Source organism: Oleiharenicola lentus, assembly GCF_004118375.1.
Classification (GTDB): Bacteria; Verrucomicrobiota; Verrucomicrobiia; order Opitutales; family Opitutaceae; genus Lacunisphaera; species Lacunisphaera lenta.
The window spans coordinates 288,107-314,116 of sequence record NZ_SDHX01000002.1 but is presented as its reverse complement, the minus strand read 5'-3'; the positions used below and the strand labels follow the sequence as shown (position 1 = coordinate 314,116).

Sequence of the window (26,010 nt, the reverse complement as noted above, 5' to 3'; positions counted from 1 at the left end):
CGTGAATCCCTGCACTCTCGCCGACTCCGCTTCCCCGACTTCCGTCGCTCCCGTAGCGCCGGTGCGCACCTGGACCCGTGCACACATTGGCCTGACTGAGAACACCATGCTTTTCGTTTCGGCCGCCAATTTCTACAAAATCACGCCCGAGATGCTTGAGCTGTGGGCCCGGTTGCTGGCCGCCGTCCCGGGCGCACGTCTCCTGTTGCATCCCCTCAATGATAACGGCTCGTCACCCTATCCGATCAAACGCTTCTGCGCGGAGTTCGACCACGTACTCGAGGCCCACGGTGTGGCCCCCGAGCGGCTGATCGTCTCCAGCATCCGCTTCCCTTCGTGCACGGATGCCGGCGAGCTGCTCAAGCTCGGCGATGTCTATCTCGACACGCATTCCTTTGCCGGCGTTCACGTCGCGGCTGATGCGCTCGAACACGGCCTGCCGGTCGTGACTTGCGAAGGCGGCACGTTCCGCTCCCTCACGGGTGCGGCCCTGCTGCGCAGCCTCGGGCTGGACGAGCTGATCGTCTCCAACGACGAAGCCTACCTCGCACTGTGCTCCGAACTGGCCTACGAGCCGGCATACCGCGCCTATTTTCGCTCCCGCATTACCGCCACCGCCGTTTCCGCCTGAACCATCCTCTGGTCGCCGGCCTTCCGTCTCCAATCTCCCATCTCCGATCCACCATGCCCCCCGTCCACAGTCCCCTGCACTCTCTCGACAACACCAGCATCCTGCTCACCGGCGGCACCGGCTCGTTTGGCAAGGCCTTTGTCCGCACCGTGCTCGCCCGCTACCCGAATATCCGCCGCCTGGTGATCTTCTCCCGCGATGAGTTGAAGCAGTTCGAGATGGCCCAGGAGTTTCCGCCGAGCCGCCATCCTGCGCTCCGCTACTTCATCGGCGATGTCCGCGACGAGCGCCGTGTGCGTCGCGCCCTGGAAGGCATCGACGTCGTCGTCCACGCCGCCGCCCTCAAGCAGGTGCCGACGGCGGAATACAACCCCTTCGAGTGCATCAAGACCAACGTCCTCGGCGCGCAGAACCTCATTGAGGCCTGCCTCGACAGCGGCGTGCGCCGCGTGGTCGCGCTCTCCACCGACAAAGCCGCCGCCCCGATCAACCTCTACGGCGCCACCAAACTCTGCTCCGACAAGCTCTTTGTCGCCGCCAACAACATCAAAGGCTCGCGCGATCTCCGTCTCAGCGTCGTCCGCTACGGCAACGTGATGGGCAGCCGTGGTTCGGTCATCCCGTTCTTCCTCGAGAAGCGGAAGACCGGTGTGCTTCCGATCACCGATCCGGAGATGACCCGTTTCAACATCACGCTCCAGGAGGGCGTGGACATGGTGCTCTGGAGCATCCAGCACGCCTGGGGCGGCGAGATTCTCGTGCCGAAGATTCCGTCCTATCGCATCATGGACCTGGCCAACGCGATCGCCCCCGAGTGCCCGCATCCAGTCGTCGGCGTGCGTCCCGGCGAGAAACTGCACGAGGAGATGATCACCAGCTCCGACAGCTACAACACCGTGGATCTCGGCCGCTACTACGCGATTCTGCCCAATGGAGCCGAATACTCGTTCGACGAGTATGCGTCAGGCCATGAGGCCACCCGCGTGCCCGCGGGATTCTGCTACAACAGCGGCACTAACCCGCAATTTCTATCCGTCCCCGAGCTGCGCGAGCTGATCGCCGAGCAGGTGGAATCCGCCGAGTTCCTCCGCGCCGACCCCGGCCGCGACAGCCGCCACCCGCATTTCACCGAACTCAAGACCGTCGCCTGAACCATCACGCACGGATGCGACCATGCTGCCCTACGGACGCCAGACCATCACCGAACAGGACATCGCCGCCGTCGTGGCCGCGCTGCGCTCGGATCATCTGACGCAAGGGCCGTTGGTCGCCGAATTCGAACGACGCTTTGCCGCGCGGGTCGGGGCGAAACACGCCGTCGCCGTCAACAACGCCACGGCCGCGCTACATCTCGCGTTGAAGGTGGCTGGCATCGGCCCCGGAGACCGCGTCGTCACTTCGCCCAACACCTTTCTCGCTTCGGCCAACTGTGCTGCCTACGTGGGTGCCACGCCGGACTTCGCTGACATCGACCCAGTCAGCTACACGATAAATCCGCACGCGCTGGAAAAAAACTGGCTCGACGACACCCGCGCGGTCGTAGCCGTGGATTTTGCCGGTCAGACCGCCAACCTGCCGGAAGTCTCTCGCATCGCGCGCGCACGCGGCGCCATTGTGATTGAGGATGCCTGCCACGCGGTGGGTGGGAGTTTTCATGCCGAAGGGCGCGTCTGGAATGTAGGCGGCAATCCCTGGGCCGATCTCGCGGTTTTCAGTTTCCACCCCGTCAAGACACTGACGACGGGCGAGGGCGGCATGCTCGTGACCGACCGGGCCGACTGGGCTGAGCAGGCCCGCCGTCTGCGTTCACATGGCATTGAGCGGGTCGCCGACAACTTCACCGAATTTACCACGGAACCCGGTCCCTGGCTCTATGAGATGCAGGAGCTGGGCTTCAACTACCGGCTCACCGACCTCCAGTGTGCGCTCGGACTCTCGCAACTTGATCGCCTCGAAGCCGTGCTGACGCGCCGCCGCGAGATCGTCGCGGCCTACAACGCCGCCTTCGCCGGCACCGATTGGCTGCGAACGCCCGGCCTGCGCACGGCCGCTGATGCCGCCACGACTTCCTGGCATCTCTATACGGTGCAGATCGATTTTGCCGCGTTGGGACGCTCCCGGTCCCAAGTCATGTCCGCACTCCGCGAGGCCGGAGTTGGCACGCAGGTCCACTACATTCCCGTGCATCTCCAGCCGTGGTATCGGCGCACCTTCGGCTACGGTCCGGGCAAGTGCCCCGCGGCCGAAGCGTATTACCAACGTGCGCTCAGCCTTCCGCTTTTCCCCGCGATGACCGATGCCGACGTGGCCCTTGTCATCGATACTGTCCTGTCCCTGTCACCGATTCCCAGCCGATGAAAAACCTTTGTGTCATTCCCGCCCGAGGCGGATCGAAGCGCATCCCGCGGAAAAACATCCGCCTGTTCGCCGGCAAGCCGATGATCGCCCACTCGATTGTGGCGGCACGCGCCAGCGGGCTTTTCACCGATGTGATTGTCTCCACCGACGATCAGGAAATCGCCGCCATCGCCCGTGCGCATGGCGCGGAGACGCCATTCATGCGGCCGGCGGAGCTTTCCAACGACCACGCCGGCACCATCGAGGTGATCGCTCATGCGACCCGCTGGATGCAGGAACGCCACGGTGCCTACGATGCGGTCTGCTGCATCTATGCCACGGCGCCGTTTGTTCACATTTCCGATCTCCGCCGCGGCTGCGAGGCCTTGGCCTCCGGACCCTGGGCCTACGCGTTTACGGCCACCGAATTCGCCGCCCCGATCTTCCGCTCGTTCCAGCCGCATCCCGAGGGTGGGGTGGAGATGTTTTTCCCCGACAAGTTCACCGCCCGTTCGCAGGATCTGCCCAAGGCGCTGCACGATGCCGGCCAGTTCTACTGGGGGCGTCCCGACGCCTGGCTGGAGGGCAAGCGCTTCTTTGAACGTCATTCCCACCCGGTCATCATCCCGCGCTGGCGCGTGCAGGACATCGACAACCTGGATGACTGGACTCGTGCGGAGCTGATGTTCGACAGCGTATCCCGTCAAGTCGCTTGAAGTCCCGTATTCTAGTGCTGGCCGCCCATCCCGACGACGAGGTCCTCGGGTGCGGCGGCGCGCTGGCCCGCCATGCCGACGAGGGCGCGGCCATCCACGTGGCCTTCCTGGCCGATGGGGTCAACTCTCGGGACCTGGTGGATCACGCGGCCTTGACCATGCGCCGGGAGGCCTCACGACGTGCGCTGGCGGAACTGGGCGTCACGTCGGTTTCTTTCGGAGACCTTCCGGACAACCGTCTGGATACGGTTCCGTTGCTCGACATCGTGAAACTGGCCGAGGCCCAGATCGCCGCCCACCGGCCCGATACGCTCTACACGCATCACGCCGGTGACGTGAACATCGACCACCGCCGCCTGCATGAAGCCGTGATCGCCGCCACGCGACCGCAGGCGGGACAGCCGGTGCGCACCCTGCTTTTCTTCGAGGTTGCTTCCAGCACGGAGTGGCAGCCGCCCGGTTCGGCGCCGGTTTTCGCGCCCAATTGGTTTGTGGACATCGGACTTCAACTTGAACGCAAGTTGCGCGCGATCGATGCCTACTCGGTGGAAATGCGACCCTGGCCGCATCCGCGTTCGCGGCAGGGCGTGGAGCATCTGGCGCGGTGGCGTGGCGCGACCATCGGCGCCGAAGCCGCGGAGGCCTTCATTCTGGGCCGGAGGGTGTCATGAAAATTGTTTTCCGCTGCGATTCCTCCCGGTTGATCGGCACCGGCCATGTGGTGCGGTGCCTTACTCTGGCGCACGAGTTGCGTCGGCGTGGGGCGGAAGTTCGCTTCATCACCCGCAGCCACGACGGCCATCTGGCCGCGCGGCTCGCGGAGGAATTGATGCCGGCCACGCTGCTGCCTGCTCCTGGCAGTGACATCGTCGCGTCCGCGGACGATGTCTATTCCGTGTGGCGGGGAGTGCCGGTTGACCAGGATGCCCGGGAGACCATTGCCGCCCTGGCTGGCCTACGGCCCGACTGGTTGGTGGTGGACCACTACGGATTGGATGCGTCGTGGGAAAGGGCGCTGCGCCCGCACTGCGGCCGAATTCTGGCCATCGACGACCTGCCCGCCCGCGCGCACGACTGCGACTTTCTCCTCAACCAGAATCAGGGCGCAACCCACGGTTCGGTACCCGCCGGCTGTCAGGTGCTACTCGGTCCAAGGTATGCGCTGCTGCGGCCGGAGTATGCTGTCGCGCGTGCGCTGAAGACAACGGATGCAGCCGAAGAAGTGACTCGCGTTCTCGTTTTCTTCGGCGGTGTGGATGCCGAGAATCTTTCCGGCCGGACTTTGCGTGTGCTCTCGGAGAGTCCGTTTGCGGGACTGGCCGTGGATGTAGTCGTCGGACCGAACTACCCGCATCGTGCCTCACTCGAGGTTCTGGCGGCCAGCCGCGGACGCACCCGGATTCTCTCCACCCGGCCTCATCTCGCCGATTTGCTGCTACAGGCCGATGTGGCGATCGGTGCTGGCGGTGGCGCGACCTGGGAGCGCCTTTGCCTGGGCGTGCCCTCGCTCTTGGTTGGCGTTTCCGAGAATCAACTCACAGCCTGCCGGAGCCTCGCCGCGGATGGCAGCGTGATTTATCTCGGTCCGCTGGCTGATTTCACCGAGGCGAATCTCAGCGATGAGCTGCAGGGCCTGCTCAGTTCGCCGGAAAAGCGCCGGCGATTGAGCGTCTCCGGCCGAAATCTGGTCGATGGGCTGGGGGTGCTGCGCGTCGCCGAACAGCTTCAGCCGACACCCGTGGAAAATTACACCATTCAGGGCGAATCCGGCCGGTGCTTTTTGGTTCATGCCACCGGGTTGCCGGTGGCGCGTCTGGAGTTCACTCCGCAGGAAGACAGTTTAGCTTTGGTCACCCAAGAGTTGGAGTCTGGTTTTGCGAAGGTGGCCACATCCAGGGTTCTAGCCAGCGCTTTGGTCCTTCTGCGCGCCGCCATGCCCATGGCAGACGGACACTCGCGGGTTCTGCCTCCTTTGCGAGCAGCCGGAAACGCGGTGCGGGCCGGCCAGCGGCTGGCGATCCTGTCGGACGCCTCGAGCTGGTTGAACGAATCGCTGGCCGACCTCGTGCTCGGTTGGATGCGGGACGGGCACACGGTCGAGTGGGTGCATGCTCCCGGTGAACTCCGGGGTGGGGACTATTGTTTTTACCTGGGTTGCGGACAGCTGGTGCCGGCCGCGATTCGCGCCCGTTACCGCCACAACCTCGTGGTGCATGAGAGCGCTCTGCCGCACGGCAAAGGCTGGTCGCCGCTTACCTGGCAGGTCCTGGAAGGCCGCACGGAAATCCCCGTGACCCTGATCGAGGCGGCCGAGCGCGTGGACAGCGGCCTGATCTACGCCGAGGAAATCATCCACCTGAAAGGAGACGAACTTGTGAGCGAGCTGCGCGCCCGGCAGGCGGCCGCGACACTCACTTTGTGCCGCCGCTTCGTGCAGGAATATCCCCAATGCGTGGCGCAGGCCCGGGCGCAGTCGGGTGAGGAAAGCTTTTACGCGCGCCGTCGGCCCGAAGACAGCCGGTTGGAGCCGGCCCGGACGCTGGCTGAACAGTTCAATCAGCTGCGCGTGGCGGACAATGAGCGTTACCCCGCGTTTTTCGAACATCAGGGCCGCCGCTACCGGCTGGCCATCACCGCGTCATGAAGCCCCGGCGCATTCTCATCACCGGCGGCGGCGGCGCGGGCAACGAGGCGCTCTGGCGATTGTTACACACTCGCTACGAGTTGCATTTTGCCGATGCCCAGGCCGGCGTGATCGACCCGGCGATTCCTGCCGACCGGTGTGTGGTGATTCCCTCGGCCGGCAGTCCAGATTTCGTCTCCTGCTTGGCCCGGATCTGTCGCGAGCGCCGCATCGACCTCATCGTGCCCTGTGTGGATGAGGAACTGCCCCTGCTGGCCGCGGCGAGGCAACAGGGCACGCTGCCGGAAGTGCTGCTTGGGTCCGGTGAATTTGTGGCCACGATGCTGGACAAGCTGGCCTTCGCCCGGGCGCTCCAAGCGCACGGTCTTGCCGTTCCGCGCACGGGCCTCGCCGACGAGGCGGCGGATTGGCGGTTTCCGCTGATTCTCAAGCCTCGGTCCGGTCGTGGCTCGCGCGGCGTCATGCGCCTTGAACAACCCGCGCAGATCCCGGCCTACTTGATCCTCCAGGGCACCGAGCCGACCCAGGTCGTGGCGCAGGAATGCATCGCCGGGCAAGAATACACAGTCTTCGTGCTCGCCGACCGGCACGCGCAACTGCGGGCAGTCGTGCCGGTCCGCGTGGATTCCAAACGCGGCATCACGATCCGCGCGGCGACCGAGGCCAATCCGGCGATCACCGCCTATGCGGCGCGTTTCCAGGCCGCTTTCCGTCCGACGGGTCCCTATAACATCCAGTGCATGGTCACAGCCGCCGGTGAGGTGCTGCCTTTTGAGGTCAACCCGCGGGTTTCTACGACCTTTTGTCTGGCCATCGCGGCAGGCGTTGACCCGTTCGCGCTCTACGCCGACGAGACCGTCACGACGGCCATGGCGGCGTTTGCCCCCGGCCTGCGTCTGATCCGTCACTGGCACAACGAGTTTCAACCATCCGCCCCCATGCCCACCCTGAGCACCCACGAATCCACCGCGCTTTCTGTTCGCGGCCAGCCCAAGATCGGCCCCGCCCTGCGGCCCTACATCATGGCCGAGGTCGGCACCAACCACAACCGGGACCTCGCCACCGCCCGCACCATGCTGCGCGAGATCGCGGCCGCCGGCTGCGATTGCGCCAAGTTCCAGATCTACGAACCGGAAGAGATCGTGAGTGCCGGCGTGCGCGCCAGCGCCTACGGCCTCGACAAGCTCTATGGTGACATCTCCGCGCGCGAGATGTTTGGCCGGCATCTGCAGACGCCGAAAGAGTGGTTTCCCGAACTCCGGGACTATTGTCACGAACTGGGCATGGATTTCTCCGCCACGATCCACGGCCCGCACGGCCTCCGGTGGGCGGAACAGGTCGGGCTCGACGTGGTGAAAATCGCCTCGATGGATCACAATAACCTGCCTTTCCTGCGCAGCCTGGTGAACCGTTTGCCGGCCCCGATCCTCGTGTCGTTCGGCATGGCACAGCTCCCGGACATCGACGCGACGGTGAAAACCCTCGCGTCGCACGGGCCGGGTGCGGCCTTCTTCCACTGTTGCGCGGTTTACCCGCCCAAGCCGGAGGAGCTGCGTCTCGGCAACCTGCCGTTCCTCGCCAAGCGGCATGGGGCGATCTTCGGCTTCTCGGATCACGCCATGGGCGTGGAGGCGGCCCTCGCTGCTCGCGCGGCCGGTGCCGTGTTGTTCGAGAAGCATATCACGCTCGATCGTCGCCAGAGCGGTCCTGATCATCCCTTTGCGATGCAACCGGAGGAGTTTGCGGAATACATCGCCACGTTGCGGGCCACCCCGCTCGGCCGACCCAAGGTGCCGGCGGAGTTTGTGCCACCCACCGCGCGCGAGCTGCGCAACCGGAGCGAATACCTCAAGAGCATCATCATCCGCCGCGATCTGCCGGCGGGTCATCGCCTCACGGCCGATGACGTCTATCTCGCGCGTCCCGCCTCGGGCATTCCGCCGGGCGAACTCGACCATGTGCTTGGTCGCGTGCTGACCCGTGCCGTTGCGGCCGAGGAGATCCTGCAGTGGGATCGTCTGGCCGCCGCCGCGGCCGCCTGAAATGAAAATCCTGCTCCTCGGAGGCACCCGCTTTGCCGGTCGCGCGGTCGCGGCAAGACTGTTGCGGGACGGACATGCCGTCACGGTCAGTTCGCGCCGACCGGAGGCTGCGCCCCCGGGAGTCCGGGTGCTGGCGGGTGAACGGCAGCAGGTGCTGGCCGGGTTGCCCGCAGCGAGCGGCTTCGACTTGATCCTAGATTTTACTGCTTACGACGAACCGGCCGTGAGCGCGGCGCTGGGTGCCTGTCCGGATGCCGCCTATGTGCTGATAAGCAGCACCTGGCTGACCAAATTCAACACCGGGCTAGCGGTGGATGCGCCCGTGTGCGGTGAGGCGCCCTCGAGCCTGCCGCAGGTCACGCAACGCTACCTCTCCGGCAAGGCGCGGGCGGAATGCGCCGTGCTCACGGCGCGGGACCGTGGACGGGCCGCGGCTGTGCTCCGTTTGCCCATCATGGGCGGGGCGGACGACCACACCGGCCGGCTCGATTTCTACCGGCGCCGTCTCGTTGATGGCGGCCCGGTGCTGCTCGTGAACGGCGGGACCAATGCGGCCAATCTTGTCTGGTGCGAGGATGTGGCCGATGCGATCGCCGGGGCCTTGTTACGTGTTCGGCTTTGGAGCGCGCCCATTCTCGATGGACTGCCGGATTCCGGCCAGACGGTGGATGCCGTGCTGGCTGCGCTGGCCGATGCCGAGGATGTGACTTTGCGCAGCCGCTCTGCTGAAGCTGACTGGCTGCAAGCTGAACTGCCGACTTACCTCGATCAGGAACCGCTTTGGCGTGAGCACGCGGTCACGCCCGGCCGGGCAAACCTCTTTGCCCTGTCCGGTCACCGACCGCATGACTTGCGAGAATGGCTGGCGGCCGTCTGCGCCGGGCGGCCACCGCGTCCGGAGACTGACGGATTGCGCGCCAGAGAACTGGCCTTGTTGGACGCGCTGGCGGCCACATGATCACGACCATGCCCAACGTCACGGCCGCCGTCGTCCCCGTGCTGGAAGCGCTCGGTCGCGAGCTGCTCCGCTGGCGCACGGATGACACGGCCCGCGCCTTGCATTCGCGCCAGGATTTCAAGACGGAGGCCGACCGCCGGGCGGATGCCTTCATCAAGGAGCGGCTGGCGGTGCTTTTCCCGGGCGTGCCCATCTGGTCGGAGGAGGATACCGAACACGGCAGCACGCGCCCCGCCGCCTATTGGCTGATCGACCCGATCGACGGCACGGCCAGCTGGTATGATGGCTTTCCGGGTTTCGTGACGCAGACCGCGTTCATCGCCGACCAGGTGCCGCAAGCCGGCATCATTCACTGTCCGGCAACGAATCAGACCTGGACGGCCCGAGCCGGCGAGGGGGCCTGGCGCAACGGCCGGCGCTTGCCGGGCCTGCTGCCGCGCGACCGCTGCATTGTCGTGGACAACACGCCCAAGCCGCACGGCATCGCGGCCGAGCTGGTTCGTGCCTTGCCGGCGACCGGTTACCGCGAGAGCGGCAGTCTCGGGCTGAAGGCTGCGCTGGTCGCCGACGGCACCGCGGACCTCTTTGTGAAGCGCGTGACCGTGCGCGACTGGGACATGGCTCCCGCGGCGGTGCTGCTGGCGGAGACGGGCGGTTTACTCGCGTTGCCGGATGGCCAACCCTTCGGTTTCGACGGTCCCATGGAGAAGCCTGGCGTGATCGTGGCCCGGGACGCCGGATTGTGTGCGCGGGCGGCCGACGTGCTCAGGGCCTGTCCCTGAACCGGACTCGGCTCAAGGGTGACCCTTGCCGAGGGTGATGTAGGCCGCGTCGCGATCGTATTCGAGCGTGTCGGTCGGCGTGAATCGCGCCTTGGAGAGATTCACTTCCACCGGCGCCGATTCATGGGAGCCGGAATGAACACTCCAGCCGTTGAAGGCCCAGCGCCCCGGCGTGAGTTCGGTCCAGAACCGCGGGTTGCGGTGCTGGTCCAGCATGAACTGCAGCGAGCGCGGCGTGATGCCGAGCCACGAGCAGAACAGGTCGAGGTATTTCGGCGAGACTTGCTCGTGGGCGCGCACAAGGGCCAGGCCCTGCTCGCGGGTGAGGCGGCCGTGGCGGATCTCGCGGGAGGCGTGGTCGGTGACGCGCGAGTAGCCCTGCTTGTAGAGTTTCAGGACGTCGTGAACGTCCATGTAGTTGAAACAGTCCGTGTAGTCGTAGCAGTCGAAGGTGCGCGCGAAGGGCGCAGTGCGGAAGTCATGCCGCTTCATCATCAGCTCGTGCTGCGCCTTGGGATCCCAACGAACGTAGTTGCCGAGATAGATGCCGGTCACGCCGACGGAGTTGAGGTCATCGTCGCCCGGGTAGCGGTATTGCCAAATGTCCTCCTCCTTCAGGGTGTCATAGACCAGCAGCAGGTCGTCGGCCTCGTGGCCCATGAGGTCGTGGTCCTTGCGGTAACGACGGGTCATCTCCACCTCGTGTTCATGGGAGAACATGCCCGTCTGCTCGAGACCCTGGTGGGCGCCCCAGATGATGAGCGGGATGCGGTGGCGCACGGCGACCTGCACGGGGAACACGGTCTGCCCGGCCAAGCAGGGCCAATACATGCTGCCGAACTCGCGCAGCGTCGTCCGCGTGATCTTCTTCACCGAAACCGGGTTCACGTTCTGGAAGAGGATGTCGCAGTTGTAGCGGATGCGCAGGTTGGCGAGGTTCTTGATGCCGAGCGGCGTGTTGAAATACTTGTTGTAAGTGACGAGGAGCGGATTGAGGCCGAGGCGCTCCTTGACGAGATGGACAATGTAGTAGGAATCCTGGGCGCCGGTGACCGGCACGATGCAGTCGTATTCACGACCCGAGACGCTGCGGTGCGGTTGGACGATGCGCTCGAGCCTCCGCCAGCGTTCGTCCCAGTCGAGGCGGTCCTTTTCCTCGTGGATGCGGCAGCCCGAGCAGATGCCCTCCTCGTCGAGCACGAGTCCGAGAGGGTGGCTGGTGCCGTAGAGGCAGCGGCGGCAGAAATGAAGGTCGGCGGACATGGTCAGGCGGGTTCGGGACAGCTGCGCTCGGATGTCGGGTAGGCGGCGGGGCGCATGGGCAGGCCGGTCAGGCCGGCCTTGAGGGCTTGGATGGCGTGCTCGCGATAGCTCAGAAAATTGCCGACGCCAGCTGCGGTAACCGTCGGCAACCCGAAGAGGCTGGCAAGCTGGTCGGATTCACTCAACCCGCCGAAGGCGATCAACTGGCGGTTGCGGGCCGGGAATAGCCGGACAATCTCCGGGTCGAAGGCCCGGGGCGAACCCTCGTGCGGCCAGTCGATGAGGAGGGCCTCGGAAATGGTGCCGTCGTTCAGGGCGGCGAGCACGGCGGGGTCGAGCGGTGTGTCCGTGGCGCGGCGGTAGTCACGCCAGGCCAGCGCGCCGTTGGCCACGCTGAGCGGCAGGGCGGCCACGACCGCCTGGGCGCCCAGTTGCCGGGAAAGCTTGTGAACGGCGGAGAGGTCGTCGCGCAGCAGCGCATCCACACAGACGCGGTCGGCGCCAAGGTGGACGACGGCGACGCCGTCCTCCGCCGAGCGGATTCCGCCACCGTAGATCAGTGGCGTGGCGAGGTTGAGGCGCTTGAGGCGTTCCAATGTGGCGAAGTCGGGACCGAGTTGGCGACGGCTCCGGTCGATGCAGAGGATGAGAATCTCGTCGGCACCCCAGCGATCAAGGTTTTCGACGACGCACTCCGGCTTGCCCATCGGCAGCCAGCGGCCGTAGCGGAAGGACTGGACGGCCCAGCCGTCCTTCACGGTGACGACGCCGATAAGTCGTTGGTTAAGCATGGAGCAGGCCTCCGATGATGTCGGTCAGCAGCTGCCGGCCGGCGTGCTGGCTCTTCTCCGGGTGGAACTGGACTCCGACCACGCGCCCGCGGCGGGTGACGACCGGAAAACGGCGGCTGAGTGAAGCGTGTGCGACGGCGAACTCGGGCGTGCAGTCCACCGCGTAGGAATGGTTGAAGTAAAACGATTCGTTCGCGCTGCGCCCGAGCAACGGGTCGGCCGGGTCGGCCTCGATGGCGTTCCAGCCGATGTGCCAGAGACCGGCCCCGATGGCGTCCACGCGGCCGGGAATGAGGCCGAGGCCGGCGGTCTCGCCGTATTCGGTGGAGGAGTCGGCGAGCATCTGCATGCCGAGGCAGATGCCGAGCAGCGGACGGTCCGCGGCGGCAGCGGCGCGAAGGTAGGTGGCGAGGCCGCGGGCATGGATGGCCTGCATGGCGGCGGGGAAGGCGCCCACACCGGGCAGGACGAGCAGATCCATGGCGTCGAGTTCCTCCGGCCGGCTGGTGACCTTGCAGCGGTAGCCGAGCGTGTAGAGCGTGCGCCACACGGAGGTGTGGTTGCCCACGCCGTAGTCCACGATGCCGATGCCGCGACGGCTCACAGGCCCACCCCCACTTGGAAACGGCGGCGGATGCGGCCGTCGGGTTCGATCGTGAAAAGTTCTCGGTTCACCGAGGCATGCACCTGCTTCCAGAAATCCGCGACGCTGATCTCGATGTAGCGGCAGAAGCTCTCGATGTAGGCCGGGCTGCAGGCGTCGTCGTATTGCTCCACCAATTCGATGCCGCGCTGGCGGGACATGCGGCCGAGGCGGATCTCCTCGTTGGCGTAGTCGGTCACGCGGCCGAAGCCGAATTTGTAGTACTTGATCATCTGGTTGAGCGTCACCCAGTCCTCGTCAAGCGAGGCGACACCGCGCAGGTCGCCGGTGTTCTCCACCGAGTCGCTGCGGATCTCCAGGCCGTTGGGGCAGGAGTAGAGGGCGTTGTTGATCAGCGACCAGTCCTTCCAGAACCAGCCGAGATAGACGATCTGGATCCCGGCGGCGTCGAACTGCTCGGCGTGCGGATAAAGGTAGCGGTGCAGCTCCTCGCGCTTGAAGCCGGCCGCGAGCATCCAGTCGAGCCCGCCGCCGGCGACCGTGTTCATATAACGCAGGTTGTTGCCGTCGTAGCCGGTGCGGCCGAGCGTTTTCATGTCGCCAAGCTGCAGGCCGGGATTTTCGCCCCAGAGGATCAGCGGGATGCGGTAGCGCAGCGCGAGCTGGGGCACCGAGCTGATCAACGCCTGCTCGCTGGCGCGGGCCCAGTTGGTGAAACGGAAGAAACCTTCGCGCAGCATCCGGCGCCAGGTCTGCGGAGCGAGGCTGGTGGTCACCATGTCGAAGCCGAGCTCGATCAGGTTGGAAATGTTCTCGGCGCCGCGCTCGGTCAGCTGCTCGGGCGGGTAGCAGAGGGAGACGAGCAGCGGTCGCAGACCGAGCTTGTCACGCGCCCAGAGCGCCTGGCGCGTGCTGTCCTTGCCGCCGCTCACGCCGATGATGCAGTCGAAGCCCTGGCCCTTGCGGCGCGGGTAATTTTTCAGGACCTCCTCGAGGATTTCATAGCGCTCCTGCCAGTCCACCTGCTGCAGCTCGCGGTGATAGTTGCAGGCCGGGCAGAGCCCCTCCGGCGTGAAATAGCTGTTCGGCCGGGTGTTCGGTTGCAGGCAGTGCGTGCAGTATTTCATCCGGCGACGAGGGTTGGCGCGGCAAGCGCAGCTTCCGCGGAGATTTCCCGCAGGTGTCTGATCTCGGGATGAGGCAAACGGCAGGCCGGGGCCCAAGGCGGCAAGGTCGAGACCACGTGACGACCGGCGGCGAGCCCGGCAACCAGGGCGTAGCTTTCGCCACCGACGACCCAGTCGGCCCAGCCGATGGCTTCGGCCAGAGTGCCGCCCTCATCGAGCGAGAAACGGGGATCGTTCCGGGCTGCGAGCCAGCCGGAGTATTTTTCCCGCGGTTCGGAGGGGTGGGGACGAAGGCGGATCAAGCTGTCGGCGGGCAGGCCGAGAAGCGGGGCGTGTTCGAGAAAGTAATCCAGGGCCTGGAATTCACCCGCGACACCACCTTGTCCCCAGTCGGAGTGCAGCGGTTCGAGGGCATAGACCACATGGGTGCGGCCCGGGTGCGGCTGGCTGGCGGCTCGCGCCGTCTCGGCCAGGTTTTCCAGGTAGCGGTTGGGCTGTTCGAACACCGGGTAGCCGGGAAAGGTCCTGCGGGCGAGCGCGGCGGCATGCGCATCGGCGACCCACAGCTCGTCGGGCAAGACGGTTTCACCGGCGCGGGTGAAGCGCGGGGCGTAGTTCACCCAATGGTCGATGACGCCGACCGAGGGCAGGCCGCGCGCACGGGCCAGTTTCCTGGCCTCATGTTCGAGGTCGCTTCGCGGCCCGCTCGTGCCGCTGAGCAGCATCGCCGCGCCGTTGAGCACGGTGGCGATCGGCAACAAGGCGAGGTCGGGAAAGGCGGAGCTGAACAGTCTCTTGGCCGGTCCGCTCGCGCACAACCGCAAGTGCGTGGGCGGCAGCTCCCGGATCCAGCCGAGGATCAGGTTGGCGGCGCCGGCATCATGCGCGACGACGGCGAGCGGCACTCGCAGGTTACACAGGGCGGAAGCGGGCATAGAGCAACGCGTCCACCGGGACGCCGTCGACGATTTCCTGACGCTCGCGCACGCCCTCAAGGCGCATACCGGCGCGTTCCATGATCCGCACCATGCCGATGTTCGGCCGGAGCGTGCCGGCGGTGATCTTGCGCAGGCGGGAATGTTGAAAAAGATGGGTCATCAATGTCTGCCAGGCATCGAGCCCGATACCCTGGCCCCAGCAGCCGCGGTCGCCGATAAGGATGCCTAGGTCCGCCGTGCCGTGCGGGGCGGAGACATATGCGGTCATGGTGCCGACGGGCCGCCCGTCACCTTGCCGGAGGATGGAGAAAAAGAGATTGGGAGTGCCGTGGAACGACGCCAGATAGGCCGCGCAGCTTTCCGCCGTGTGCGTGCGGAAGCGCTGGTTGCTGAAACGCACGACCTCGGGATCACTCAGCCAGCTGAGATAAGCCGGGGTGATGTCCGCCTTCGTGAAGGGACGGAGCTCAACCTGGTGTCCGCAGAGCGTGTCGAGGGCGGCGGGCATCGCGATCAGCGCAGCGCGTCGAGGTTGTCCCACACCTTGTGGAAGGCGGCGATCATGAGGTCCACCTCGCCGTCGGTAAGCGTGTGCATGCAGGCCTGGAAGCCGAGGTAGGTCTCGTCCTGTAGGCGCTCGGCCACCGGGCAGATGCCCTTGGCGTAGCTTACGTCGCGCTTGCAGATGTCGGAGGTCCACGGGAAGCCGCCGCGGCCGTAGGCCACCTTGCGCTGGAAGACCGGCAGGCGGTGGATGTTGGCGAAGGCGGTGCCGAGTCCCTCGATACCCTCGGCCTTCAGGGCCTCGAAGAGCTTCTGCCGGCTAACGCCCAGCTGCGGCAGATCGAGGATCATCTGATACATGTAATAGACGTGCGTGCAGCCGGCTCGAGTGACGGGAGTCTGCAGGCCGGGCAAGGTGGACAGACCTGCAGTGAGCCGGGCGGTGGCGCGCTGACGGCTGGCGATCTGCCGGTCGAGCTTCTTGAGCTGCTCGATGCCAATGGCGCACTCGATTTCGCCGAGACGGAAATTGTGGCCGATCATGTTGCTAAGGTCGGTCACGCCCTTGTCGCCCACGACGGCTTCGGCGTGGTTGCGGATGAGGCACATCCGTTCGGCAATCTCGTCGTCGTTGGTCACGAGGATGCCGCCTTCGCCGGTGTGGATGTGCTTGTGGTAATTGAGGCTGTAGCCGCCGACGTCGGCGAGGGTGCCGGCGAATTTCCCCTTGTAGAGCGCACCGGGCGCCTGCGCGCAGTCGGAGATGAGCTTCAGGTTGTGCTTCTTCGCGATGGCCCGTAGCGCGTCCATGTCGGCCGACTGGCCGGCGATATCCACGGAAAGAATGGCACGCGTGTGCGGCGTGATGTTCGCCTCGACCGAGCGCGGATCGAGGCAGAAGGTGTCGGGCTCGATGTCGGCGAAGACCGGGATGGCGTTCCAATGCAGGATGGCGGTGGCTGTCGCGCACATCGTCCACGGGCTCGTGATGACCTCGTCACCCGGCTCGATGCCGATTGCGCCGACGGCGGCGACGAGGCCCGAGGTCCAGGAGTTGACGGTGACGGCACGCTTCACGCCGAACTTCGCGGCGCAGGCCTGCTCGAAATCGCGCACCTTGGGGCCGCCGTAGAAATCGGCGCACCAGCGGCCGTAGTACTGCGAGAGGATGCCGCTCTCGACGACGGCCTTGGCGGCAGCGACTTCCTCGGCACCGAGGGGATTGTAACGCGCAAAGGGCCGCGTGATGGTCTTCGGGCCGCCGTGGACGGCGAGCGGGGAGGCGAGGGCGGTGCTCATGGTCAGGACGCTTTCTTTTCCATCAGGAACCAGGTCATGTCGTCCGGATGCATCGTGGGGTCGCGGTGATAGACGAAACCGTAGTCAACCAGCTTGAAATCCGGGTGCGCGTCTAGGAACTCCCCGGCGAAGTCGCGCTTGAAGAGCCGGCCCTCGTGGCCCCGGTAGGTGACCTCGACCGGGGTCGGGTTGTAATACTCGGAGATCATCACGTAGCGCGCGGAGGCGCGGGCCATCAGCGCATAGACCTTCGGCAGCGCCTCGGGCGCGAGGTGGATGAGCACGCCGTTGGTGAACACGAGGTCCCACTGCCGGGCGGGTTGGAACTCGAGAATGGAGGTGTGATGCAGATCCACATGCGGCAGATCGCGGCGCACATGGGCGGCGGCCTGGGCGTTGATCTCCACGGCGGAAAAAGCCGTGGCCGGATAGAGTCGCTTGAGCGCGTGGAGGTTGAGGCCGCGATTGCAACCGAGTTCCAGGATGCTGGCCGGCGGGGCCATCTTCGCGAGGAGCTTGGTGTAATAGGCGGTGTTCCAGTCAATCCAGCGGGGATCCTGATTGCGCTCGACGTAGTCGTTGCCGAACTGGCCGGCCCAGAAGGCCTCTTGCGGGGTCGTGATGGTCATGTGCAGACGGGGTTGGGAAAGGGTTGGAGTTGCGCCAGCAGGCGCAGGGTGGCGAGGGCTTGGTCGCCGGAGCAGACCGGCGACGGCCGGCCGGCCAGGGCGAGCGCGAGGGCCCGGGTGAAATGCGCCTGGATGTGGGCGAAGTCCCCGGGCAGACGCTCGGCGGCGACCGCGAGACCGCCGGGCTGCTCCGGTGCGGTGGCGAACCACTCGGCGTTGGCACCCGCCCGTTCGTAGCGAAGGCGACCGTTCGGTGCGAACCACTCCATGCTGTTGTGGAAATAGTCCTCGGCGCGGAGCGCGTGGAAGGAAACGGTGCCGTGGGCAAAACGCAGCGTGAAGTCGGGCTCGGGATCACCGGTCGGGGTGATTCGACCCTCCGTGCATTGCTGGAGTTCGGGTTCGGCTCCGAGCAGGTCTTCGAGCAGGTTCACGAAATGGGAGGCGCTGTTGTAGAGCCCCTTGGAATACCAGACGACGCCCTTGAGCGGGGAGGCGATGCGGCCGTTGCGCAGGCGGGCGCGCAGCTCGGCGGTGGTCGGGTCGGTACGCCGCATGTAGTTCACATGCACCGCGCAGGCGTGGGCGCGGCACAGCTCCAGCAGGCGTGTCGCTTCCTCGAGAGTGTAGGCGAGCGGCTTCTCGCATACGAGGGCGACGGGTCGGCAGTGATCCAGCACGGTTTCGACCGTGGAAAGGTGGTGCTCCGTCGGCGTGGCCACGACGACCAGATCGGGTGAACTGACGGCGGCTTCGGCGACACTGGCGTAGGCCGGAGCACCGTAGCGGGTCGTGAAACGCTGGCGCGCTCCGGCATCAGGATCCACCCCGCCGACCAGCCGGAATTGCGAATCCTGGCTGAAGGCGCGGGCGTGGGTGAAGACGTGTTCGCTCGCCGGAAGGTCGTAATCGTAGCCTTGGCCGATCCGGCCGAGACCGACGATCAGCGTGCGCCAGGGAGATGGACTGTTGCCTGTCAGCATTCCAGCTGGCTCCGCCCTCAGGCCATGGCGTGGCGGGCAGCTTGGCGAAGCTGGTGATGCGATTGGGAACTTGGGCACGCCTGCAGATTGCAAGGCTTGTGCCACCATGTCCTTGGACCTCTCAGGCCGCTGAATGGCAGTTGGTTGGGAGAAAAATAGCCCTCGTCGCCTTTCTAAGTCGGCAAAATCTGCCGAATAGATGCAGCCGCACCAGGAGCTAGGACGCTTCCGTGCGCACCAGCGCGGTGGCCGAGATGATCTCGGCCGTCAGCCCCATCCGGGCGAAGGATTCGCGGATCTCGCGCTCGTAGGCCATGGTGAAGATGACAATCACGTCGGGCTGATGCTCGCGCAGCGCCTCGGCCGGGTGGATTGTCACACCCTGCACGGCCCGGCCGTGTTTCTTGGGGTCAATGTCGTAGAGACCGATGAGGTTCGCCTGCCGGAGATCAGCCTCGAGCAGCGCAGAAAAACTGAGATGGCTGGCCGGGTAAAAGGCGATGCGCCTTTGCGGGCCCCAGCCGGCGATCAGCGCCTCGAGCCGGCCGAAAAGGCGTCGGCGGTAGTCACCGAGAAAATCGCCCACCGAGCCGGCGATGGCCGGATCGCCGGGGGCGGGCAGGGCGGTCGGCTCGACGATCAGGCGCTGCACCCGGTTGGGTGTGGCGGGATCGTCAGCCTCGATGCTCTTTTCCAGTCCGGTGCAGTTCCAGCCTGTGCGACGGAGGAGGAGCACGAGATTGTGCGTCGAGAACTGGTTGAGGTGCTCGAAGATCAGCGGGTCGGTGCGCACATCGAGATGGCTCCAGTCGGGTGTCTCAATGAACACCTGCCCGCCCGGGGAGAGCAGGCGGCGAACGTAGCCGAGAAAGCCGTCGAGATCGAAGATGTGCTCGAGGATGTGGCGAAGCACGATGACATCCACGGTGAATCCCTTCGGCTGCGCCCGCAGGTCCTGCAGGCCCGGTTGGGCGGCGAGCACCGTGCGGGCTTCCTCGCTCAATTCGTCGTAATAAGCCTGGGCCCCATGCGCCTGGTGCAGGTGGACGAGGAAGGCACCGGCGTGCGCCCCGATCTCCAGCACTTTCCGGCCAGTGAGCGGGACCTGTCGGGAGAGAAATGCCGATTGGCGGATGTTCTGATCGCGCTCGAACCGCGTGGGCTCCTTGCGCCGGAGCATCGGGCTACGTCGATAATACTCGTTTAAAAAGTCATCACCCACGTATTCGGACTGAAACAGAAACTGGCAATCTTGGCAGACAGCGTAGCCTAGTTCGACGGTCTGGTCCAAGTTCGAGAGGTGGAACTTCTTTGTTACCCCCGTGGGCAGCACGCGCGTAGAGCAACAAACGCGACAGTGCGAAACTGATTGAAAGGAAGCGGGACTGGGCGTTGCACTCATGGGGCGTATTTGAGGAATCAGAACTCTGGATCATGTTCGCGCGGCCGTCGCGCGCAGGCGATTTGAACGCGAGACTGGAGGGCGGAACGGGGAAGTCGAACCGGAGGTCATGGGAATGTGCGATTCCAGCACAGCGGGTGCCGTCGAGAAACTACGCCCCTCAAGATCTTGTCCTTGGCGGGATTGCGGACGATTTATCCGCCCGGTGCAGCGTGCGTCGTTGCGAGGTTGCGGCGCTGATGCGTTGGCCGGCAAACTTTACCGGATAGGCGCGGAATGTCGGGCGCTCCGGGGCATTTATTGCCTTCGCCCAAGTGGGGTGCATCGCTGCGGTCGCACCGTGCAGATTAATAAAGCCGCAACTTTCTATTGATCAGAATGAAAGGTGTCATTCGAGCGAACTGGACCAAATATTGCATTTGCCTGAATCGCGCTTCCAAGTCGCCCCAATTCTCACGCACGAATCCATGACGCCTCTCGAATTATCCCTCGGCCTTCCCGAACCCACTGCGTTCCGCAAATTCGGCGCACATGACGACGGTTGGTTGGACCACTACGGTGCGGCTTTGGCAGCGGCCGAGTATGCGGGCATTGCGCTGCCCGAGCGTTATACGATTCGGGGGATTTGGACGCATGGATGTTTGGCACCCTGGGAGGCGGTCACGCCCGGGCTGGTTCTCTCCAACTCACCGCGTATCGGTGAATGGCCAGCGTTTGTCACAAGGCAGGAGGAGGCCGATTACCTGTCGCGGCACGGGATTGTGGCGCGTGCGATAGGATCGCCTATTCTCTATGCGCCCGAGGCACCCGCTGTTCCGCGCCTGTCGCGCAGTCTGCTCGTGATGCCCACGCACACGCTCAACGGTGCCCGCTTTCCCGATCGACAGCCGTTTCGCCGCTATGCGGACGAAATTAAGGAAGCCGCGCGCGACTTCTCGCGGGTCGTTGTGTGTCTCCACCCGAACTGCCTCCGCAACGGGCTTTGGGTCGACGAATTCAAGGCGCTCGGATTCGAAATCGTGGTCGGAGCGAACACACTCGACCGTTTCGCGCTGCATCGGATGAAGGCGCTGCTCGGTCGCTTTGAGACTGTGACGACGAACGGCTGGGGTAGCCACGTTGCCTACGCTTTGGCGGCGGGCGCGAAGGTTTCAATTCATGGCACTTGTCCTGCGATACCGCCAGAAACCTTCCTGCGCCTCGACCAAGCTTGGCGCAAGGATCCCGAATCACTGCGAAAAGTGTTTTCCTCGGAGGTGGAGGCGCAAAAACAGGAATTTCTTCGCACGTTCCTCGTGCCGCCCTCGCAGGCTGTCGCCGATCCGGAAAAAGGCGGATGGCTGATCGGCGCGCGGCATCGGCTCACGCCGGATGAAATGAAAGACGTGCTTGAGCGCATCATTCTTCCGGCGGCCAGCGCAACGGCCGCGAAGCCCGCGAGTCCGGCCGCGCGCGAGGATGCGCGGGGCGACCTGCCCGTGGTGCTGGTGCGCTCCCACGAATTCAATTACTCCGAGACCTTCGTCGAGGACCACGTCAACCATCTCAGCTCTAATCTGACGCTGCTCTACGGCTTTCCGTTCCCGCGCTTCCGGCGCGGCGGGCAGTCCGTGCTGCCGGCGGGCACGGAGCAGAAAATCCAGGCGGCGCTGGCGGCCAAGGGGACGGTCACCGCCGAACTGTGGGCCGAGTATTCGGCCGGACTGGCGGCGTTCCTGGCACAATCCGGCGCGCGCTCGGTGCTCGTGGAGACGGGGCTGATGGGCGCGTTTGTGCATGAGGCGTGCGAACAGGCCAGCCTGCCATTTGTGGTGCATTTCCACGGCGTCGATGCCTTCGGTCGCGAACTGCTCGAACGCTGGCTGCCGCGCTACCGGAAGTTCTTCGGCTCGGCCGCGAGCGTGCTCGCGGTGTCGCGCGCGATGCATGCGCAGCTGCTTCAGCTCGGAGCCGATCCGGACCGGACCCACCTCGCGCCCTACGGCGTGGCCGTTGATCTCCCGGCGCTGGCCGAGCCCGCCAAGGCGCCGCCGCATTTTGTCGCGGTCGGCCGGTTTGTGGAAAAGAAGGCGCCGCACCTCACGTTGCAGGCCTTTGCCGCCGTCCACCGATCCGTGCCCGAGGCGCGGTTGGTGATGATTGGCGACGGCCCGCTGCTGCCCGCCTGCCGGAAATGGGCGGAAGAAAACGGGCTCGTTGCCGCGGTGACTTTTGCCGGTGTGCAGTCGCGCGAGGAGGTCTCCCGCCGGATGGCGTCGAGCCGGATTTTTGTTCAGCACAGCATCGTCGCCGCCAACGGCGACAGCGAGGGACTGCCGCTGGCGGTCCTCGAGGCGGGTGCACACGGTCTGCCGGTCGTCGCTACGCGGCACGCGGGCATTCCCGACGCAGTCCGTGACGGCGTGGATGGCTTCCTGGTCGCGGAAAAGGATGTCGGGGCGATGGCGGAGGCCATGCTCCGGCTCGCCCGAGATGCCGGTCTCGCGGCGCGGCTTGGCGCCAGCTTCCGAGAGCGTGTGGTCGCGGAGTATTCGCGGGAGGTCTCGCTGACCCGGTTGCGGTCGGTCATGCAGGCCGCCGCCGCGGGCCGATCGGCGCGGGAGTTCAGCACCTTGGCGCAGGATGCGGCCCCGGTGCGCAAACCGCGCGAAGCCATCGCCGAGGATCGCAACAATCTGAACGCCTACGTCGAGCATGCCGCGGAATTGATCGATGCCGGCGAGTTCGCCGGTGCCTACCTGGCGGTCGCGGAGGCCCACCGGCTGTGTGGAGGCACTGAACAGACCAAGACGGCCCTCGAGCAGCTTGAGGCGCACGGGGCATTGAGCCAGCCGCAGGTCCAGACTTACCGTCGGCGCGCGGGCTGGTTGCCGCAGTTCAAGCATCCGGCACCGCAGCGCATCCTGGTGGTAACAAATCTGCTCCCGCCGCAGGAGATGGGCGGATACGGACGCACCGTCTGGGAATTTTCCCGCGAGCTGACCGCGCGCGGCCACACGGTGCGTGTGCTGACGGCGGACATGCCGCACCTCACGCGCAAGCCCACGGCCGAGCACGCGGAATTCGAGCAACAAGTCCGCCGCACGCTGAAACTCGTCGGTGACTGGAAAGACGGCTCTGTGGTCGTGGAGCCGGATGCCGAGCGCCGCAAAGCCATCCTGCGCGACAACCACCAGACGATCCTGCGTGAAATCGAGTTGTTCAAGCCGATGGCCATCATGGCGGGCAATCTCGATCTGGTGGGCCATTTCTTCATCCAGCCGGCGCTTGACCATGGCATTCCGGTGCTGCACCGCCTGGGCAACGCCTTTCCCGGTTACGATCCCGCGCAGGCGCCGCGGGGGCCGCTCTTCTGTCTGGCCGGCTGCAGCGAGTGGGTGAATCGCGGTCTTCGGGCGAAGAACTATCCGATCTCCCGCTATGCAGTGGTGCCCCCCGGTTCGCCGCTGACGGAGTATTTTCGTGCCTGGAGCCCGCAGCGTGAGCGACTTCGGATCGCCTATGCCGGTCTGCTCATGCCCTACAAGGGCGCGCATGTCCTGGTCACCGCGCTCGCTTATCTGAAGCGAGTGGGTGTGGACTTCGAGTGCACGCTGGCCGGTGACACCACGCGCCCCGAATACCTTGAGAGCCTGCGGGCCATCGCCAAGCAATACGGGTTTTTGAATCAGCTGCATTTTCCCGGTTTCATGGGCAAACGGGAGCTGGCCGGGCTGTTCGCGCGCAGCAACGTGCTGGTTTTCCCGAGTGTTTTTGAGGAACCGTTCGGCAAGACGCAGATCGAGGCGATGGCGGCCGGTCTGCTGGTCGTCTCCAGTGGCAGCGGGGGCGCGAGCGAGATCATCGAGAACGGGAAGACGGGACTCCTCTTCAAGGGCGGCGACGCGCGTGACCTGGCGGAGAAGCTGCTTTCCGCGCACCGCAACCAGCGCGCGGCCGAGCAGATTGCGCTGGCCGGACAGGCGCGGGCGTTTGAGTTCACCACGGAGGCATCGGTTGACCGGTTGGAGCGGATTTTCGACGAACTGCTTGCCCTTGCGCACGGGGTGGAAACCGCGCCTGGCGTCGCGACGGCCGACACGGCGGTCGCGTCATGCGCCTCGGTTGCCTGAACCGGAGCCACGTGTGATGCGCCGCATCCGACCTTGTTATTTCAACACCTGGGCTGGCGGGCTCGAGGCGGCGGCGGATTACGTTGCCCGGATCGGTTCGCTCGACCTTCGTCCGCTGGTCGCGAATCCGCAGGACGGCGAACTGCTGCGCAAAGCGCGTCTCGACTGCGACTGGTATGCGGCCAACGCGCGTTGTTTTGCGACGATGAGTCATCCGCAGATGGAATTTCTGCCGGCCTGGGTGGTCGGCAAGCCCGGCGTGCTGGACCTGGCCAAGGTGCCGCGCGAGCCGGGTGAGGAACGCTGGCTCATCACGATGGCGCACCAGCCGCAGGCGCTCGGCGACATCGCGGGCAGGGTTTTCGGGCTGCTGGCGAAGATGGGCGTGCGTCACTGCTTCTACGCCTTCGACGAGGCCAGCCGGTTCATGTCGTGCTTCAAAGACATCGCCCCCCATCTCGACGTGCTGATCCACGATGAATCGCCGTTGGCCGAGACGGGCCGGGCCCTTCTGAAACCCGGCTGCGTGGCGTCCCACCGGAGCTGGGTGGCGAACTTCGCGCCGGGCGAGGCCGTCTTCAACGAGGCGCCGGAGGAGAAGATTTATTTCCTCGGCTCGCAGATGGGCCTGACCCCGCACCGGCAGCGTCAGCTGGAATTCCTGCGCCGGAAGTTCAAGGACCGCCTGGTGGCGAGCCACGACCACAGCACCCCGGTGGACGCCCGCCGCGAGTTGAACCGCTACAAGGTGGGCCTGTGCCCGGAGGGACGGAAGTTTACCACGCCGGCCATGCGCGCCAGTCACACCGACCGGCCTTTCTGGTCCGGCTGCCTGGGAATGGTGCCGGTGAGCGAGAATTCCAAGCCCGGCGGCCGGCTGGAGGAACTCCACGCGGCCGGGCTCATCGTGCGTTACGAGCATGGCGACCTCGAGTCGCTGGCTGCGGCCTGCGAGCGCGGGCTGGCCCTGGGCAACGTAGAGCGCCGGAAGATCTACGATCATTTCAACGCGCACGAGACCGTCGGCGCGGTGGTGGCCGAGGCTTTGGCCGCGGCGTAGTGCCCGCGCGGGTGGTGTCCGCGCTTGGTGTGTGTGAATATCCATAGGCCCCATGAGGCCTATGCGCCCCCTCGGGCCCATGGACCTAGGCACGCAAAAAACCTCCGGGCATAAGCCCCGGAGGTTTTTAGACGGATAGAGATAAGCCCCGTACTGGGTGCCGTGGTCTTCCGCCGGCGGCGCTCTGTTCGCCCAGGACCGGCCGCCCTTGCGGGCGGCCGGCGTGGTTGGGCGAATCAGAACAACCACTGACTGGAGACCGTTTAGCCGATGAGGCGGAGGGCGACCTGCGCGCTCTGGTTGGCCTGGGCCAGCATGGCGGTGCCGGACTGAACCAGGATGTTCCAGCGGGCGAGCTGGGTGCTCTCGGACGCCACGTCCACATCGGTGATGCGGGAGTTGGCGGCCTCGAGGTTGGCCTTGTTGATCGAGAGGACCTCGGAGGCGAAGCCCAGGCGGCTCTGCTCGGCGCCGTTTTCGGCGCGGAACGTCGCGACGCTCTGGATCGCATCGGTGATGTCGCTCAGGGCGATGTCGGCGAGCGAAGCGACGCCCGAGTCGGTCAGGGCGCCGACGCCTCCAGACGAGCTGGAGAGGTCGCGGCCGGCGATGGTGACGGACTGGCCGCCATCCTCGGACACGTTGACCGTGAGGTCACCGGAACCGAACAGCGCGACGCTGTTGAACGTCTCGCCGGTCAGCGACTCGAGCTCGTCCTGAAGAGCGGTGAACTCGGAATCATAGTTCGCGAGATCGTCGCTGTTCTTGGTCGGATCGCTGTAGAGGGTCTTCAACTCGCTCATGCGGTCGAGGACCTTGCCGGTAACCTTGAGCACACCGTCCTGCGACTGCAGGAAGGAGACCGAGTTGCCGATGTTGCTGGCGGCGGCGCCGGAGCGCTTGGCCGCGGCAGACAGCTTCATCGAGACAGCGAGGCCACCCGCGTCATCGGAGGGATTCACAATCTTCGAACCGCTCGAGAGCCGGTTGAGGCTCTTCTGCAGGTTCGCGTTCGAAGCGGACAGGTTGTTAGCAGCAACCGTGGCCGCGTAGTTGGTATTAATCACGACTGACATGGTATCTATCCTTGATTTGTGCGACCTTCCGTCGTCGCCACGGACCCGGCTTTAGCGGCGCCAGGTCGGGCCGTTCGAGGCGAATGCCTCAAAGGGTGACGGCGCGCGACAA

22 protein-coding genes are annotated in these 26,010 nt (G+C 65.5%); 11 read left to right on the top strand and 11 right to left on the bottom strand.

The annotated features are described in order from the left end of the window. Position 1 precedes the first annotated feature (1 nt). The 9 genes from ESB00_RS15025 to ESB00_RS14985 are packed head-to-tail and all read left to right on the top strand — an operon-like array spanning position 2 to position 10,110. Positions 2–631, top strand: a complete 630-nt coding sequence (locus ESB00_RS15025) for an O-linked N-acetylglucosamine transferase family protein (RefSeq protein WP_129048614.1) — start codon at positions 2–4, stop codon at positions 629–631. Between the two features lie 53 nt (positions 632–684). After that, positions 685–1,782: a UDP-N-acetylglucosamine 4,6-dehydratase (inverting) gene (gene pseB, locus ESB00_RS15020; protein WP_129048613.1), complete on the top strand. Its 1,098-nt coding sequence runs from the start codon at positions 685–687 to the stop codon at positions 1,780–1,782. A 22-nt stretch (positions 1,783–1,804) separates the two neighbouring features. Then, on the top strand, positions 1,805–2,989 hold the full coding sequence (pseC, locus tag ESB00_RS15015) for a UDP-4-amino-4,6-dideoxy-N-acetyl-beta-L-altrosamine transaminase (RefSeq protein ID WP_129048612.1): 1,185 nt from the start codon (positions 1,805–1,807) through the stop codon (positions 2,987–2,989). Beyond that, positions 2,986–3,684 (top strand): pseudaminic acid cytidylyltransferase, encoded by a 699-nt coding sequence (gene pseF / locus ESB00_RS15010; protein WP_129048611.1) that lies wholly within the window; start codon positions 2,986–2,988, stop codon positions 3,682–3,684. Before pseC ends, pseF begins: the two co-directional genes overlap by 4 nt. Next, the gene (locus ESB00_RS15005; protein WP_129048610.1) at positions 3,681–4,355 is read left to right on the top strand and encodes a PIG-L deacetylase family protein; all 675 of its coding nucleotides are present in this window, start codon (positions 3,681–3,683) and stop codon (positions 4,353–4,355) included. Before pseF ends, ESB00_RS15005 begins: the two co-directional genes overlap by 4 nt. Continuing rightward, positions 4,352–6,328 (top strand): UDP-2,4-diacetamido-2,4,6-trideoxy-beta-L-altropyranose hydrolase, encoded by a 1,977-nt coding sequence (pseG, locus tag ESB00_RS15000; protein WP_129048609.1) that lies wholly within the window; start codon positions 4,352–4,354, stop codon positions 6,326–6,328. Before ESB00_RS15005 ends, pseG begins: the two co-directional genes overlap by 4 nt. Further along, positions 6,325–8,370, top strand: a complete 2,046-nt coding sequence (locus ESB00_RS14995; protein ID WP_129048608.1) for an N-acetylneuraminate synthase family protein — start codon at positions 6,325–6,327, stop codon at positions 8,368–8,370. Before pseG ends, ESB00_RS14995 begins: the two co-directional genes overlap by 4 nt. Position 8,371: 1 nt before the next feature. Further along, positions 8,372–9,328 (top strand): Rossmann-fold NAD(P)-binding domain-containing protein, encoded by a 957-nt coding sequence (locus ESB00_RS14990; protein ID WP_129048607.1) that lies wholly within the window; start codon positions 8,372–8,374, stop codon positions 9,326–9,328. 8 nt (positions 9,329–9,336) lie between these two features. Beyond that, positions 9,337–10,110, top strand: coding sequence for an inositol monophosphatase family protein (locus ESB00_RS14985; protein ID WP_164976236.1), 774 nt, complete (start codon positions 9,337–9,339; stop codon positions 10,108–10,110). Between the two features lie 12 nt (positions 10,111–10,122). Here ESB00_RS14985 and ESB00_RS14980 read toward each other — a convergent pair whose 3' ends face one another. The 10 genes from ESB00_RS14980 to ESB00_RS14935 form a co-directional block, all read right to left on the bottom strand. Then, positions 10,123–11,373: an N-acetyl sugar amidotransferase gene (locus ESB00_RS14980; RefSeq protein ID WP_129048605.1), complete on the bottom strand. Its 1,251-nt coding sequence runs from the start codon at positions 11,371–11,373 to the stop codon at positions 10,123–10,125. A 2-nt stretch (positions 11,374–11,375) separates the two neighbouring features. Further along, positions 11,376–12,164 carry a HisA/HisF-related TIM barrel protein gene (locus ESB00_RS14975; RefSeq protein WP_129048604.1) on the bottom strand — a complete coding sequence of 263 codons (789 nt, stop codon included), beginning with the start codon at positions 12,162–12,164 and terminating at the stop codon, positions 11,376–11,378. After that, positions 12,157–12,768, bottom strand: coding sequence for an imidazole glycerol phosphate synthase subunit HisH (hisH, locus tag ESB00_RS14970; protein WP_164976235.1), 612 nt, complete (start codon positions 12,766–12,768; stop codon positions 12,157–12,159). Before hisH ends, ESB00_RS14975 begins: the two co-directional genes overlap by 8 nt. Continuing rightward, positions 12,765–13,895 carry an N-acetyl sugar amidotransferase gene (locus ESB00_RS14965; protein ID WP_129048602.1) on the bottom strand — a complete coding sequence of 377 codons (1,131 nt, stop codon included), beginning with the start codon at positions 13,893–13,895 and terminating at the stop codon, positions 12,765–12,767. Before ESB00_RS14965 ends, hisH begins: the two co-directional genes overlap by 4 nt. Then, entirely contained in the window at positions 13,892–14,830 is a 939-nt protein-coding gene (locus ESB00_RS14960) for a hypothetical protein (RefSeq protein ID WP_129048601.1), read from the bottom strand. The genes ESB00_RS14965 and ESB00_RS14960 overlap by 4 nt, the downstream gene beginning before the upstream one ends. Then, positions 14,808–15,341, bottom strand: coding sequence for a GNAT family N-acetyltransferase (locus ESB00_RS14955; RefSeq protein ID WP_129048600.1), 534 nt, complete (start codon positions 15,339–15,341; stop codon positions 14,808–14,810). Before ESB00_RS14955 ends, ESB00_RS14960 begins: the two co-directional genes overlap by 23 nt. Positions 15,342–15,346: 5 nt before the next feature. Beyond that, the gene (locus ESB00_RS14950) at positions 15,347–16,636 is read right to left on the bottom strand and encodes a DegT/DnrJ/EryC1/StrS family aminotransferase (RefSeq protein ID WP_129048599.1); all 1,290 of its coding nucleotides are present in this window, start codon (positions 16,634–16,636) and stop codon (positions 15,347–15,349) included. Positions 16,637–16,638: 2 nt separating this feature from the next. Continuing rightward, positions 16,639–17,265 (bottom strand): pseudaminic acid biosynthesis-associated methylase, encoded by a 627-nt coding sequence (locus ESB00_RS14945; protein ID WP_129048598.1) that lies wholly within the window; start codon positions 17,263–17,265, stop codon positions 16,639–16,641. Continuing rightward, complete coding sequence (locus tag ESB00_RS14940; RefSeq protein WP_164976234.1) at positions 17,262–18,248, bottom strand: Gfo/Idh/MocA family protein; 987 nt, start codon at positions 18,246–18,248, stop codon at positions 17,262–17,264. Before ESB00_RS14940 ends, ESB00_RS14945 begins: the two co-directional genes overlap by 4 nt. 217 nt (positions 18,249–18,465) lie before the next feature. Continuing rightward, positions 18,466–19,428, bottom strand: a complete 963-nt coding sequence (locus tag ESB00_RS14935) for a methyltransferase domain-containing protein (protein ID WP_164976233.1) — start codon at positions 19,426–19,428, stop codon at positions 18,466–18,468. Between the two features lie 689 nt (positions 19,429–20,117). Here ESB00_RS14935 and ESB00_RS14930 point away from each other — a divergent pair. Both ESB00_RS14930 and ESB00_RS14925 read left to right on the top strand, forming a co-directional pair. Beyond that, positions 20,118–23,762, top strand: coding sequence for a glycosyltransferase (locus ESB00_RS14930; protein ID WP_129048595.1), 3,645 nt, complete (start codon positions 20,118–20,120; stop codon positions 23,760–23,762). Between the two features lie 16 nt (positions 23,763–23,778). After that, positions 23,779–24,822 (top strand): hypothetical protein, encoded by a 1,044-nt coding sequence (locus tag ESB00_RS14925; RefSeq protein ID WP_129048594.1) that lies wholly within the window; start codon positions 23,779–23,781, stop codon positions 24,820–24,822. A gap of 263 nt (positions 24,823–25,085) precedes the next feature. On the opposite strand, the gene ESB00_RS14920 is transcribed toward ESB00_RS14925, so the two are convergent. Then, positions 25,086–25,898 carry a flagellin gene (locus tag ESB00_RS14920; RefSeq protein WP_129048593.1) on the bottom strand — a complete coding sequence of 271 codons (813 nt, stop codon included), beginning with the start codon at positions 25,896–25,898 and terminating at the stop codon, positions 25,086–25,088. Positions 25,899–26,010 lie beyond the last annotated feature (112 nt).